Here is a 13529-nt window from a genome sequence, read left to right as displayed (position 1 = left end):
GGAAAGGAATCACAACTGGCGCGCGATGAGTTCGCGCAGCACTTCGCTGGTGCCACCGAAGACACGCGTCACGCGCATGTCGACGAAGGCGCGGGCGATCGGGTACTCCATCATGTAGCCGTAGCCGCCATGCAGCTGGACCATGTCGTCGATGCACTTCCACAGTGTTTCGGTGGCGAAGAGCTTGGCGATGGCCGACTCCTGCACCGTGAGGCGACGACGCATGTGCTCACTGATGTAGTGGTCGATGGTCAGGCGCACGGCCGTGGCCTGGGCCTTGATGTCCGCGAGCTTGAATTTGGTGTTCTGGAAGTCCCAGACGGTCTGGTTGAACGCCTTGCGGTCCTTCACGTACTCGACGGTCTGCTCCAGCAGGCGTTCGAGCTTGGCGGCGCAATACAGGGCAATCACCAGACGCTCTTGCGGCAACTCCTCCATCAGATGCATGAAGCCCTTGTTTTCTTCACCGAGCAGGTTTCCCACCGGCACACGGACATCGTCGAAGAACAACTCGGCGGTGTCGGCAGCGTGCTGGCCGACCTTGTCCAGCTTGCGGCCACGGCGGAAACCCTCGCGATTGCACTCGACCATGATCAGGCTGCAGCCCTTGGCCCCGGCACTCGGGTCGGTCTTGCACACGACCACCACCATGTCGCAGGTCAGGCCGTTGCTGATGAAGGTCTTGCTGCCGTTGATCACCCACTCGTCTCCGTCACGCACGGCAGTGGTGCGGATCGCCTTGAGGTCGGAACCGGTGCCCGGCTCGGTCATCGCGACGGCCAGTACGGTTTCGCCGGTGCAGATTTTCGGCAGCCATTTCTGCTTCTGCTCTTCGGTGCCCAGACGCACGATATAGGGCGCGACGATGTCCGAATGCACGCCCAGGCTCCAGCCCGAAACCCCGGCGCGGTACAGCTCTTCGATCAACACCGCCGAGTGCCCGAAATCACCACCGCCACCGCCATATTCGGTCGGCACGGTGAGGCACAACAGGTTATGGCGGCCAGCCTTGAGCCAGGTTTCCCGGTCGACCTGCCCGGCCTCATCCCACTGCGCCTGTTTGGGCAGGCACTCACGCTCGAAGAAACGCCGCGCGGTGTCGCGCAGCATTTCGTGGTCTTCACGGTAGACGGTACGGTTGATATGCATCGGGATCTCCAGTGGGTTGCCAGGCAAGGCTTGCGCCTGGTTCGTGAGTCCACTGTATTGACGCGGGTGGGTGGTGAAGCCACCCGGATCGGGTAGCGAATTGAAGGTGGTTGAACAGTGAAGTTCGGGGATGCAAAACGGCCCCCTGTGGGAGCGGGCTTGCTCGCGAAAGCAGTGTGTCAGTCGACGCAGATCTTGAATGTGGGTCCGCCTTCGCGAGCAAGCCCGCTCCCACAGGGTCTTGGTGGTGCAGTTATGGGGGTTACTTGCGCAGTTCGCGCTTGAGGACTTTGCCAGCGGCCGACAGCGGCAGTTCGTCGCGAAACTCAACGGTTTTCGGGCATTTGTAGGGGGCGATGAATTCGCGGCAGTACCTGCGTAATTGCTCGGCATCGACCTGGGCACCGGGTTTGCGCACCACCACCGCGTGCACCGCCTCGCCCCACTGTTCATGGGGAACGCCGATCACCGCGCACAGCGCCACGGCCGGGTGTCGCGCGAGGATGTTTTCGACTTCCGCCGAGTAAACATTTTCGCCACCGCTGACGATCATGTCCTTCAAGCGGTCGACGATGAACAGGTAACCCTGCTCGTCCATGTAAGCTCCGTCGCCGGTGAACAGCCAGCCATCGCGCAATGCCTTGGCGGTTTCCTCGGGCTTGTTCCAGTAACCCTGCATGATGTTCGGCCCGCGCACGATGATCTCGCCCACCGTGCCACGCGCAACTTCCTGACCTTGCGGGTCGACGATCTTCACGTTGACGCCCAGCCCGCCGCGCCCGACCGAACGCGACAGACCACTCTTGCGTGCCTGCGGCGTGTGATTGCACGGCAGATTGCTCGACACCACCGGGCAGGCTTCGGTGAGCCCGTAGGAATGAGAAAGCTCGAGATCCGGAAGCCGGGCCAATACCTGCTCCACCATTTCGCCAGCGCTGGGTGACGCACCGTAGGTCAGGCGTTTCAGGCTACTGAGGTCATGGCGATCGAAGTCCGGATGGGCCAGCAGCGCGAGGATCATGGTCGGCACCAACAGCGTCTCGGTGATCCGTTCCCGCTCGATCACCTGCAGCACCTGGGCCGCATCGAAACTCGACAGCAGCACATGGCTTTCACCGGCCATGAACTGAATCAGTGCCCGAGCCATGCCGGCGACGTGGAACAGCGGCGCCACGTGCAACAGTCGACCGTCACGGATCGGCGGCATGTCGACCATGCGCGGCATGCACGCCGACCACAGGTTCAAGTGCGACTGCATCACGCCCTTGGGAAACCCGGTGGTGCCGCCGGTGTACATGATGCAGGCGAGGTCTTCACCGCCACGCCCGGCATCCTCGACCGGCGCTGTCTGGCCAATCAATTGCTCGAAACCCAGCATGCCCACCGGCACTTCGCCCTCGCCTGCATAGATAAACCGTGGCGCATGGCGGGCACTCCTGCGGATCTGCTCGGCCAGTGGTGCAAAGTGTTCATCGACGATAAGGATGCCGGTACTGCAATCGTCCAGCGAATAGACGATCTCAGGCACGCTCCAGCGGATGTTCACCGGGTTGAGCACCCCTCCGCCCCACCACACGCCCATGATGTATTCCAGGTAGCGGTCGGAGTTGAGCGCCAGCATGCCGACCCGATCGCCAGCCGCCATGCCCAGATTCTGCAAGGCACCCGCCAGGCGAGCGACGCGGTCACCAAACTGGCGATAGGTCCGACGGCGATCACCGAAAACCGTCGCGAGCTGATCCGGATTTTGTTGCAGTGTGCGTTGCAGGCATTGGGTCATGTACATGGCATCTGGCCCTTCCAGGGGGTGAAGACGCCGTTGGCACGTAACACCAGGCGCTCGCCGACCTTCAACAGGCAGCTGGCGTTGATGAAGGTGCCGCCGCTCTTGAGCACTTGCACATGCGCCTCCAGCCAGTCGCCTTCGCGCACCGGACCGAGGTAATCGACGTTCAGATTGACCGTCACTGCCACCGACTGCGACACCGAATGGCGCCGCAAAATGACGCCGAACGCGCTGTCCGCCACCGTGGCGAGAAAGCCGCCGTGGGCGATGCGCACGTAATTGAGATGCTGCGGTTCGAGGCGCACCGCCAGGATCGGCAGCTCTTGATGCACATAAAAGTCGCCGCAACAGCGCAAAAAACCCGAGCGTTGTTCCAGCGCACAGAAGCCCTCGGGAATCAATGCGCCACCGTTCACTTGTGGCATCAGCTGACACCCCGATCCTTGCCGGCCCAAAACGGTTCGCGCAGATCGCGCTTGAGCACCTTGCCAGCACCAGACAGCGGCAACGCGGTGCGGAACTCGACCGACTTCGGCGTCTTGTAGCCCGCGATCTGCCGCCGGCAATGCTCGATGATCGCGGCGCCCGCGGCTTCGTGATCGGGCTTGAGCACGATCACCGCATGCACCGCTTCGCCCCACTGCGCGCAGGGAATGCCGATCACTGCGCAGGCGGCGACGGCCGGGTGACTGGAAATCGCGCTTTCGACTTCACCCGAATAAACGTTTTCGCCACCGCTGACGATCATGTCCTTGAAGCGGTCGACAATGTAGATATAGCCGTCGTCGTCCATGTAGGCGCCGTCGCCGGTGTGCATCCAGCCGCCACGCAGGGCCTGGGCGGTTTCTTCGGGTTTGTTCCAGTAGCCGAGCATGATGTTCGGGCCACGGACCAGCACTTCGCCGACCGTGCCGCGCGGCACCTCGTTGTCGTGTTCGTCGACGATGCGCACGGTCACGCCCAGCCCTGGCCGCCCGGCCGAGCGCAGGCGACCATTGGCAATGCCTTCGGCGCTATGGTTTTCCGGACCGTTGGCGCTGATCGGCGGCGCCGCTTCGGTCATGCCGTAGCCCTGGGTGAACTCGACGTTGGGCAACGCCTTGAGCGCCAGCTCCAGCAAGGGCACGGCAATCGGCGAGGCGCCGTAGGTGAGGCTGCGCAGGCAGCTCAGGTCATGTCTGGCGAATTCCGGGTGCATGATCAATACCTGAAGCATGGTCGGCACGATCAGGATGTCGGTGATGCGCTCGCGCTCGATGGTACGCATCACGTCCAGGGCATCGAAGGTCGGAACGAAAATGCTCGGCAGACCAAGCAGCGAGATCAGGATGACCCGCGACAGCGCCGCCAGGTGGAACATCGGCGCGATGTGCAGGGTCAGGGCATCCGCCGGCACCGGCACATCGGCCGCACGGGCCACGGCAGCGGTCCACAGATTCATGTGCGACTGCATCACGCCCTTCGGCCGGCCGGTCGTGCCGCCGGTGTACATGATGCTCGCCAGGTCATCACCGCCGCGAAAGGCGTCGTCCACCGGCGTAGCTTCACGAATCAGTTGCTCATAGGACAGCATGCCTTGGGGCAATGGCCCGTCGCCGATGTGAATCAGCAATGGCCGTACCTTGGCGCTGCCGGCGATGTCTTCGGCCATGGGCAGGAAGGTGTCGTCGATCAGCAGGATGCGCGTGTCACAGTCGTCCAGCGAGTAGACGATTTCCGGCACGCTCCAGCGAATATTAACCGGGTTGGCCACGCCGCCGCCCCACCAGGTCGCCAGGAAATACTCAAGGAATCGGTCGGAGTTCAGGCCCAACAGGCCGACGCGGTCGCCGGTCTGCATCCCCAGTTGCTGCAAGGCCCCGGCCAGGCGAGCCACCCGCTCGGCCAGTTCGGCATAGGTGCGGCGGCGGTCGCGAAAGACCGTCGCCACGGCATGGGGACGTTGCTGCAACACGCGGTGCAGGCCTTGGGTCAAATACATGGGGTTCTCCTGTGAATTATTGTTGTCAGGGCAGGACGAATGCGGCGCTTGCCTGTTGCGTCAGGTGCCGGTGTACTTCGGTGAACGCTGCTCGGCCTGGGCCATGCGCCCTTCGGCGTGATCTTCGCTGTCGCGCAGTAACCCCCAGTGCAGATGGGCCTGGGTGACGAAATCCCGGGGGGCGAGGTGGGCGGTCTGCAAGGCCAGGCGCTTGATCGACTGCACCGCCAGCGGGCCGTTGGCGGCAATGCGTCCGGCCAGGTCCAGCGCCGCTGGCAGCAGACGCTCCTGGGGCAGCAGCTCTATGATCAAACCGATGTCCAAAGCCTCCTGCGCGCCAATCGACTCTCCGGTCAGGGCCATTTTCATCGCGTGTGCCGCCGGGATCGCACGCAGCAGGTACTGCACGCCGCCGGCCGCTGGAATGGTCGCGTCGCACACTTCAGGCAAGCCGAAGGTAGCGCCGCACGAAGCGATGCGCAGATCGCATTGCAACGCCAGCTCAAGACCGCCTCCCAGGCAGGCACCATTAATGGCGGCAACCACCGGTTTCCAGATGTCCAGGTCGCTGAGGTCGAACAGTCGGCTGTAGCCGCCCTCCTCGGCTTCGGTCTCGCGACTCTTGAGGGTGCCGGCGACGAAACCCGAAGCGGCCAGCAGCGACTCCTTGTGGCTCGCGCCGCTGCAAAATGCACGCTCGCCGGCACCGGTCAGGACGATGACCCGCACCTGTTCGTCATCCTGGCAGGCGCCCAGGGTCTTGCGCAGGTGCATCAAATCGCTGAGGGTCAGCGCGTTGTTCGACTGTTGCGCATCGAGCGTGACAAGTGCCACGTGATCGATGATCTTGAACTGAATGGCCATGGATGACTCCTGCGCTGCACGGATCTTTATGTTTTTTCGGGGCGCACGCGTTCAGGCGCACCATCCCAGACCCAGCGCACGCAAGCGCTCGATGGCCGCTGTGTCGTAGCCCCAGTCGCGCAGTGCGTCGCCGCCGTGTTCGCCACGCTCGGGAGCGGGTTGCGGTTGCGCCGATGGCGTGCCCAGGAAACGCGGAGCCGGGACCGGTTGCACCACCCCGTCGACCTCGATGAAGCTGCCACGGGCAACGCCGTGGGGATGCCGGGCGGCTTCGACAAGCCCCAGCACCGGTGCAACGCAAGCGTCGCTGCCTTCGAACGCGGCCACCCACTGCTCGCGGGTGCGGCCCAGGAACGCAGCGGTGAATGCCTCACGCAGCCTCGGCCAGCCAGCCTGGTCGTGCTGATTGGGCAAGTCGGCGTTGGACAGTCCGAGAATTTCCAGCATCTGCGCATAGAAGCGCGACTCGATCGGCCCAATTGCCATGTACTGGCCGTCGCGGGTTTCGTAGGTGTCGTACCAGGGCGCACCGCCGTCGAGCAGGTTGCTGCCGCGCTGTTCTTTCCAGTGCCCGCCGGCGAGCAGGCCCCAGATCACCGAACCCAGTTGCGCCGCACCTTCGGTCATGGCCGCGTCGACCACCTGGCCGGCGCCGCCGCGCTGCACGTTGACCAGCGCCGCCAGCACGCCCATCGCCAGCAGCATGCCGCCACCGCCGTAGTCGCCCACCAGGTTCAGCGGCGGCACCGGTCGCCCTCCGGCCGGGCCGATGCTCGACAACACACCTGACAAGGCGATGTAGTTCAGGTCATGCCCGGCGCGGTCGGCCATCGGGCCGGTCTGCCCCCAACCGGTCATCCGCGCGTAGACCAGGCGTGGATTGCGCTTGAACGCGATGTCAGGGCCAAGACCCAGGCGCTCCATCGTGCCGGGGCGAAACCCTTCAATCACCACATCGGCACGTTCGATCAGTTCCAGCGCAGCGGCGACACTGTCCGGGTGTTTCAAATCGAGGGTGACCGAACGCCGATTGCGCCCGGTAATATCGGCACGTTTGCCTTCCAGCTTCGGCCCCAGGTCACTGGCCTTCTGCGGGCGGTCGATGCGCACCACGTCGGCGCCCATATCGGCCAACAGCATGGTGCCAAACGGCGCCGGCCCGATTGCCTCAAACTCCACCACCCGAATGCCACTCAGTACGCCCATTGCCAACGCTCCACTGTTCTGACGGAGCGCCACAGCACTCCTATTCTTGTGCCTTCCAGTAGATCAATCCGTTCATCGACGACCACCACCCACATCGGGTGGTGGCCGCCAAAGACAGGGTCATGCCACCCATGCTCTGGGTTACACTCGATGAGATTCGACGCACTCACAAAACAAAAAAGAATCGGACAGCCCCATGGATAAACACCGCAAGTCCAATGCATCGGACCCCCATGCCAGCCAGGTCTTCAATCCGGTTCAGTCCCCGATCGTCAGCACCAAACTGATTCCGCCGCGCAGCACCGGGCGCCTGATTTCCCGCGAACGCCTGCAGGATCAAATGCTCAAGGCCCGACGCCTGCGCTGCATCGTGCTCAAGGGGCCGGCCGGCTGCGGCAAGACCTCGACCCTGATCGCCTGGCGCCAGGCGCTGTTGCCGTTGGGGTTCGACGTGGCGTGGCTGACGTTGTCGGCGGACGACAACGAACTGACGCGTGTTCTTGACTACCTGCTGGCGAGCCTCGGCCAAATCGACCCGGGCCTGGTGCGGGACGCGACTCAACTGGAAGGTCGCGGCATCGACAGCGAAGCCGTTGAGCGCACCGTCATCACCCTGGTGCGCAGCATTGCCAGCCGTGGCCGTGAACTGGTGCTGGTACTCGACGACCTGCACCACCTGACCGACGTGGGCATTCACCAGGCCCTGCAATGGCTGATCGACTACGCCCCGGCCAACCTGCATCTGGCGCTGGTGTCGCGCAGTGCCGTGCCTTTGTCCCTGGCGCGGTTGCGCAGCCAGGAACTGGTGCTCGAGCTGAACCTGCGGGACTTGCGCTTCACGGCAGTCGAGTCAGAACAGTTCCTCAAGGCGCAGTTGGGCGAGGTCAATGCCCGTGACGCCAGGATGATGCATGAGCTGACCGATGGTTGGGTCGCCGGCCTGCAACTGCTCGCTGTCAGCCGCAAAAAGAACCGCCCGCCTGCCACCCCGGACGCCACGTCAGTGCACCCGCAGCTGCGGGACGATCAAGCCTTCGCCAAATTTTTCGAAGTCGAAGTGCTGTCTCACTTGTCGCCGACCGACCTCGACCTGCTGCTGCTCATGGCCGTGTGCAACCGATTCTGCGCCTCGTTGTGCGCCGCTCTCAGCGGCCACCCGCAGGCAGTTGCCGAAGCGAATGCGCTACTGACGCGCATGGAGCGGGACAACCTGTTCCTGATCCCGGTGGACAGCGCCGAACGTGAAACCTGGTATCGCCTGCACCCGCTGTTGCGCGAAACCCTGCTCAAGTATTTCGACTCCCGCAGCCAGGCCGAGCAACATGCGGTGCACGTGCGGGCGTGGCACTGGTTCCGTGACCATAATCACCTGGATGAAGCGGTGCACCATGCGGTCATGGGCGGCGACCCGGCTGCCGCCGCCGACCTGGTGGAGCAACACGCCGAGGCGCTCTACGCCCATGGCGACCTGCGCATGTTGATCGAGCTGGTACGGCTGTTGCCGGTCGAACAGGTACAGGCCCGGGTCAAGCTGCGCATCCTCAAGGCGCGGATGCAGCTGTATGCCCGGGATTTCGTGGCCTGCAGCGCCAGTCTCGAACAACTGTTTCGCGACGTTCCCGAGAGCGAAGTCCATGACCACTTCATGATCTCGCTGCTGCGTGCCTCCCTGGCTCTGCAACGGGATGACACCGACGCGGCCATGACGGTCCTGCCGCAACTGCTCAACCCGCCGCCGGGCAGCAACAGCGTGGCCATCGGCTCCTGCGCCAATATCCTGTCCTGGTTGTACATGCACCGCGGCGAATACGAAAAGGCCCGGCAGGTACAACTCGACCGGCCGAACCTGCTGATCAATGGCGAACCGCTGCTGGGGACCACGGCGGGCAGTCTTCAGGGCCGTTGCATGATTGGCTTGAGCCTGGCCCTTGAAGGCCAGATGACTCAGGCGGAAAGGGTTTACCGCGACGTGCTGCATGAGGCCGGCCAATGTGGCAAGGCCGGTGCCGACGCGACTTATCTCTCCGCCGCGCTGCTCGGCGAGGTGCTGTACGAAACCAACGATGTCGACGCCGCATTCAAAATGCTCTCGGGCTGGATCGACCTGCTCGAACGGATTTCGATTCCCGATTCCGTCCTGCGTGTGCTGCAAGTGTTATGGAACGTGCAGTGGCTGGCAGGTAACCATCAAGAAGCCCTGGCGTTTGTCGAGCGGCTGGATGAGTACGCGATCAAACTCGGTCTGGAGCGCCTGCAAGCCTACTGTCTGACCTGGCAGGTGCGCTGGTTGTTGATTCTCGGGGAGACGGCACAAGCCCAGGCCAAACTGGCGCGCCTGGAAGCCATCGATGCGCGTCACCCGGATGCCGGGCACACGGCCCTGAAGGAAATCCACATCCTGGCCGAGAATGCCCGCGCTCGCTGGCAACTGGTCCAGGGTGATCTGGACGGGGCTTGCGATCGCATAGAGCGATTGATCGAAACCTGCGACCGGCATCGTCGCCAACTCGGGGCAACGCGCCTGCTGGTGCTCAGCGCCGTGATCGAGTCCGAACGCGGCAACCATGAACGGGCACGGATCAAAATCATCGAAGCCTTGCGCCGAGGTCAACGCTTTGGCCTGGTGCGCAGCCTCCTCGACGCCCATCCGGATGGCTTGAAACTGATCTGCGATATCGCCGCCCGCGAAGTCCTGGACCCGGTGCTGGCGTTTTATGTCGAGCGCTTGCAGGCGGCCGAGGCCACGACCCCGGCGATCTCGAAGACCAAACCTGCGACAACGGCCACCAGCAAACCGTTGACGGCCGGGATCGAACCGTTGAGCGAGCGGGAAATCGAAGTCGTGCGCCTGCTGGCCCAGGCCCTGCCCAACAAGAAAATCGCCCGCGCCCTGGGCCTGTCCCCGGAAACCGTGAAATGGCACCTGAGCCATATCTACAGCAAGCTCGGCGTCAGCAGCCGCGATGAAGCGGTGGCCCGGGTGCGGGATCTGGAATCCCAGGATGGCAGCAACGTCCACCCCTGAAACCCTGTAGGAGCTGCCGCAGGCTGCGATCTTTTGACTTTGTTTTTTAAGAACAAGATCAAAAGATCGCAGCCTGCGGCAGCTCCTACATGGATTATGTGGCACCCCTCGGTCGCGTTTTTTGTCCCTGCCACCCGGCTCGGGTGGCGTTCGGGCCACGGGCCCCACCTATCGTAACCCTCAGATCACAGGCGCAGTCCGCGCCTTGCGTAAGCGCTCGGCCCAAGGCCGGCCTGCCATGTTTGAGGAGACTTGCGTGCACATCGCCCGAACCGTTTTCCGCGACGACCATGAGATGTTCCGCACCACCGTGCGGCGCTTTTTCGAACGCGAATGCCTGCCGCGCCAGGCCGCCTGGGACAAGGCCGGCCAGGTCGACCGCGAGACCTGGCTCAAGGCCGGCCGCGAAGGCTTGCTCGGCATCACCCTGCCCATCGAATACGGTGGCGGCGGCGGTGATTTCGGTCACTGCGCGGTGTTCAACGAGGAGTTCGCCCGGGCCGGCGTGAGTGGCGCCTACTTCGGCATGCATTCGGACGTCATCGCCCCGTACATCAATCGCTGCGGTAACGAAGAACAGAAACAGAAGTGGCTGCCGGGCATTTGCTCTGGCGAGACCATCCTGGCCATCGCCATGACCGAGCCCGGTACCGGCAGCGACCTCAAGGCCGTGCGCACCACTGCCGTGCGCGATGGCGACGAATACGTGATCAACGGCAGCAAGACCTTCATCAGCAACGGCCTGACCGCCGACCTGGTCATTGTCGTGTGCAAGACCGACCCGGCTGCCGGCGCCAAGGGCATCAGCCTGATCGCCGTGGAAGCCAGCCGTGCCGGTTTCAAGCGCGGGCGCAAACTGGAGAAAGTCGGCCAGGCCGCCGCCGATACTTCCGAACTGTTCTTCGACAACGTCCGCGTGCCCGTCGGCAACCGCCTCGGCGAGGAAGGCCTGGGCTTTACCTATCTGATGGGCGAACTGCCCCAGGAGCGCTTCTCGATTGCGGTGTCCGCCGCCGCGAAGCTGGAGCGCCTGCTGGAGCAGACCCTCGAATACGTGAAGGACCGCAAGGCTTTCAACCAGACCGTCTGGGACTTCCAGAACAGCAAATTCAAGCTCGCCGACATCAAGGCCCAGGCCACCGCCATGCGGGTGATGGTCGACTACTACCTGGGCGAGCACATGCGCCGGCGCCTGACCCTGGAAGAAGCGGCCATCGCCAAGCTCTTCACCACCGAGACCCTGTGGAAATGCATCGACGACATGGTCCAGCTGCACGGTGGCTACGGCTACATGATGGAGTACCCGATCGCCCGCGCTTTCGTCGACTCACGGGTCAATCGCATCTACGGCGGCACCAGTGAAGTCATGCGCGAAATGATCGCGCGCAAGCTCTGACCCTCTCAAACAACAAGGAAAACAACGATGAGCAATAAAGTGTTCGTTGCTGGCGTCGGCATGATCCAGTTCAAGAAACCGGGGACCAACGAGCCCTACGACGTCATGGGTGAACAGGCGATCCGCCAGGCCCTGGCCGATTCGGGTGTGGATTTCAATGACATCCAGCAGGCCTACGCCGGTTATGTCTACGGCGACTCCACCTGCGGCCAGAAAGCCTTGTACCGCGTGGGCATGACCGGCATTCCGCTGATCAACGTCAACAATAACTGCGCCACCGGCTCCAGCGCCCTGTTCCTCGCTCGCCAGGCGGTACAAAGCGGCGCGGTGGACTGTGCCCTGGCGTTTGGCTTCGAACACATGAACCCGGGTGCCTTGAAATCCGCCTGGACCGATCGCGCACCGGCCACCGAACGTGCCCTGGTGCTGGCCAACGAACTGATCGGCATGCCCGACCTGCCCAATGCCATCCGCCAGTTCGGCGGCGCCGGCTACGCGCACATGCACAAGTACGGCACCCGACTGGAAACCTTCGCCAGGATCCGCGCCAAAGCCAGCCGTCACGCCGCCAATAACCCGCTGGCGGTGTTCCGCAATGTGGTGAGCACTGATGAAGTCATGGCCGCCCCGATGTTGTGGGAAGGCGTGATGACCCGACTGATGGCCTGCCCGCCAACCTGTGGCGCTGCCGCGGCCATCGTGGTGTCCGAAGCGTTCGCGAAAAAGCACGGCCTGCGCACCGACGTATTGATGGCAGGCCAGGCGCTGACCACTGACCTGCCGAGCACTTACGACGCCAGGGACATGATCCGCGTGGTCGGTTTCGACATGACGCGCATGGCGGCGGATATCGCCTACAACCAGGCCGGCATCGGCCCGCAGGACATCGACGTCATCGAGCTGCACGACTGCTTTGCACAGAACGAACTGCTGACCTACGAAGGCCTGGGCCTGTGCGCCGAAGGCGGCGGCGAGCGACTGGTCAACGATGGCGACAACACCTATGGCGGTAAATGGGTGACCAACCCGTCCGGCGGCCTGCTCTCCAAGGGCCACCCGCTGGGCGCCACCGGCCTGGCCCAGTGCTTTGAACTGACCCACCAATTGCGCGGCACCGCCGAACAACGCCAGGTGCAGGACGCGCGCATTGCGGTGCAGCACAACCTCGGCCTGGGCGGCGCCTGTGTGGTCACCGTTTACCAGAAAAACTGACGTGCCCGCAGAGCTTAGGAGCCATTCAGATGATCGACAAAAAACACATTGGCAGACAGCTGCCTACGTTCCTCGTGACCGCCGAAGCCGGGCAACTGCGCTTCTTCGCCAAGGCCACCGGTGAAACCAACCCGGTTTACTTTGACGAACAGGCCGCACGCGATGCCGGGTATCCCAACCTGCCGCTGCCGCCGACCTTTCTGTTCTCGCTGGAGTTCCAGATCCCTTCGAACGCCTGGCGTGACGAACTGGGCATCGTCACCGCGCGCATTTTGCACGGCGAAGAATCCTTCCGTTATCACCGCATGGCCCATGCCGGCGACACGTTGCGCTTCGATGTGCGCATCGCCGACATCTACGACAAGAAAGGCGGCGCCCTGGAATTCGTGGTGCGCGAAACCCGGGTCACCAATCAGCACGGTGAGCACGTTGCGGACCTGCGCAGCGTGCTTGTGCAGCGCAACAGCTGAAGCGGAGAACACTGATGAATGCGATTAGCCTGGAAAAAATCAACGTCGGCGACACCCTGCCACCACTGGCCCTGCCGCCGATCAACCGCACCACCCTGGCCCTGTTCGCCGGTGCATCGGGTGATCACAACGCCATCCACATCGACACCGATTACGCCCGCCGGGCCGGCATGCCCGACGTGTTCGCCCACGGCATGCTGTCGATGGCCTACCTCGGTCGCCTGCTGACCCAGTGGGTCGATCAGCGCCAGTTGCGCGAGTTCGGCGTGCGCTTTCTCGGCATCACTCACCTGGGTCACCAGATCACCTGCACCGGCACGGTCGTCGAGCGTTTCGAGGTCGAGGGCGAGCAACGGATCAAGGTCGAAGTGCGCACCACCAATCAATACGGCGAGACCAAGATCGTTGGCGACGCCGTGATCGCTCTGTAAACAAAACTG

The 13529-nt window shown here is 63.4% G+C and carries 10 protein-coding genes and 1 pseudogene; 5 read left to right on the top strand and 6 right to left on the bottom strand.

Annotated features, from left to right (window positions below; translation table 11 throughout):
• Nucleotides 1-9: 9 nt before the first annotated feature.
• The 6 genes and pseudogenes from KSS91_RS11325 to KSS91_RS11300 all read right to left on the bottom strand — a co-directional run bounded on the left by KSS91_RS11325 (nt 10) and on the right by KSS91_RS11300 (nt 6986).
• Nucleotides 10-1149 carry an acyl-CoA dehydrogenase family protein gene (locus tag KSS91_RS11325; protein WP_217837967.1) on the bottom strand — a complete coding sequence of 380 codons (1140 nt, stop codon included), beginning with the start codon at nt 1147-1149 and terminating at the stop codon, nt 10-12.
• Nucleotides 1150-1411: 262 nt separating this feature from the next.
• On the bottom strand, nt 1412-2935 hold the full coding sequence (locus KSS91_RS11320) for a long-chain-fatty-acid--CoA ligase (protein ID WP_217837966.1): 1524 nt from the start codon (nt 2933-2935) through the stop codon (nt 1412-1414).
• On the bottom strand, nt 2926-3360 hold the full coding sequence (locus KSS91_RS11315) for a PaaI family thioesterase (RefSeq protein WP_015094626.1): 435 nt from the start codon (nt 3358-3360) through the stop codon (nt 2926-2928). Before KSS91_RS11315 ends, KSS91_RS11320 begins: the two co-directional genes overlap by 10 nt.
• A pseudogene (locus KSS91_RS11310) lies at nt 3360-4919 on the bottom strand (acyl-CoA synthetase); the annotation flags it as partial. The pseudogene KSS91_RS11310 and the gene KSS91_RS11315, both read right to left, overlap by 1 nt.
• 57 nt (nt 4920-4976) lie before the next feature.
• Entirely contained in the window at nt 4977-5780 is an 804-nt protein-coding gene (locus KSS91_RS11305; RefSeq protein WP_217837964.1) for an enoyl-CoA hydratase/isomerase family protein, read from the bottom strand.
• Nucleotides 5781-5831: 51 nt separating this feature from the next.
• The gene (locus tag KSS91_RS11300) at nt 5832-6986 is read right to left on the bottom strand and encodes a CaiB/BaiF CoA transferase family protein (RefSeq protein ID WP_217837963.1); all 1155 of its coding nucleotides are present in this window, start codon (nt 6984-6986) and stop codon (nt 5832-5834) included.
• Nucleotides 6987-7182: 196 nt separating this feature from the next.
• Here KSS91_RS11300 and KSS91_RS11295 point away from each other — a divergent pair, with 196 nt between their 5' ends.
• The 5 genes from KSS91_RS11295 to KSS91_RS11275 all read left to right on the top strand — a co-directional run bounded on the left by KSS91_RS11295 (nt 7183) and on the right by KSS91_RS11275 (nt 13520).
• Nucleotides 7183-10011, top strand: a complete 2829-nt coding sequence (locus KSS91_RS11295; RefSeq protein ID WP_217837962.1) for a winged helix-turn-helix domain-containing protein — start codon at nt 7183-7185, stop codon at nt 10009-10011.
• 238 nt (nt 10012-10249) lie between these two features.
• Entirely contained in the window at nt 10250-11407 is a 1158-nt protein-coding gene (locus KSS91_RS11290) for an acyl-CoA dehydrogenase family protein (RefSeq protein ID WP_225923737.1), read from the top strand.
• 27 nt (nt 11408-11434) lie between these two features.
• Complete coding sequence (locus KSS91_RS11285) at nt 11435-12619, top strand: lipid-transfer protein (RefSeq protein ID WP_217837961.1); 1185 nt, start codon at nt 11435-11437, stop codon at nt 12617-12619.
• Nucleotides 12620-12648: 29 nt separating this feature from the next.
• Nucleotides 12649-13089, top strand: coding sequence for a MaoC family dehydratase N-terminal domain-containing protein (locus tag KSS91_RS11280; protein WP_015094619.1), 441 nt, complete (start codon nt 12649-12651; stop codon nt 13087-13089).
• 14 nt (nt 13090-13103) lie between these two features.
• A complete protein-coding gene (locus KSS91_RS11275; RefSeq protein WP_217837960.1) occupies nt 13104-13520 on the top strand; it encodes a MaoC family dehydratase in 417 nt (138 codons plus the stop codon).
• Nucleotides 13521-13529 lie beyond the last annotated feature (9 nt).

The organism is Pseudomonas azerbaijanorientalis (genome assembly GCF_019139795.1).
GTDB classification, from domain to species: domain Bacteria; phylum Pseudomonadota; class Gammaproteobacteria; order Pseudomonadales; family Pseudomonadaceae; genus Aquipseudomonas; species Aquipseudomonas laurylsulfatiphila.
This window is presented reverse-complemented; position numbering and strand designations above follow the sequence as displayed.

Bases quoted from the DNA above. Each gene is read 5' to 3' on its own strand.
- KSS91_RS11325 (WP_217837967.1), bottom strand. From the start codon at position 1,149: ATGCATATCAACCGTACCGTCTACCGTGAAGACCACGAAATGCTGCGC.
- KSS91_RS11315 (WP_015094626.1), bottom strand. From the start codon at position 3,360: ATGCCACAAGTGAACGGTGGCGCATTGATTCCCGAGGGCTTCTGTGCG.
- KSS91_RS11275 (WP_217837960.1), top strand. From the start codon at position 13,104: ATGAATGCGATTAGCCTGGAAAAAATCAACGTCGGCGACACCCTGCCA.
- KSS91_RS11320 (WP_217837966.1), bottom strand. From the start codon at position 2,935: ATGTACATGACCCAATGCCTGCAACGCACACTGCAACAAAATCCGGAT.
- KSS91_RS11290 (WP_225923737.1), top strand. From the start codon at position 10,250: ATGTTTGAGGAGACTTGCGTGCACATCGCCCGAACCGTTTTCCGCGAC.
- KSS91_RS11295 (WP_217837962.1), top strand. From the start codon at position 7,183: ATGGATAAACACCGCAAGTCCAATGCATCGGACCCCCATGCCAGCCAG.
- KSS91_RS11300 (WP_217837963.1), bottom strand. From the start codon at position 6,986: ATGGGCGTACTGAGTGGCATTCGGGTGGTGGAGTTTGAGGCAATCGGG.
- KSS91_RS11305 (WP_217837964.1), bottom strand. From the start codon at position 5,780: ATGGCCATTCAGTTCAAGATCATCGATCACGTGGCACTTGTCACGCTC.
- KSS91_RS11285 (WP_217837961.1), top strand. From the start codon at position 11,435: ATGAGCAATAAAGTGTTCGTTGCTGGCGTCGGCATGATCCAGTTCAAG.
- KSS91_RS11280 (WP_015094619.1), top strand. From the start codon at position 12,649: ATGATCGACAAAAAACACATTGGCAGACAGCTGCCTACGTTCCTCGTG.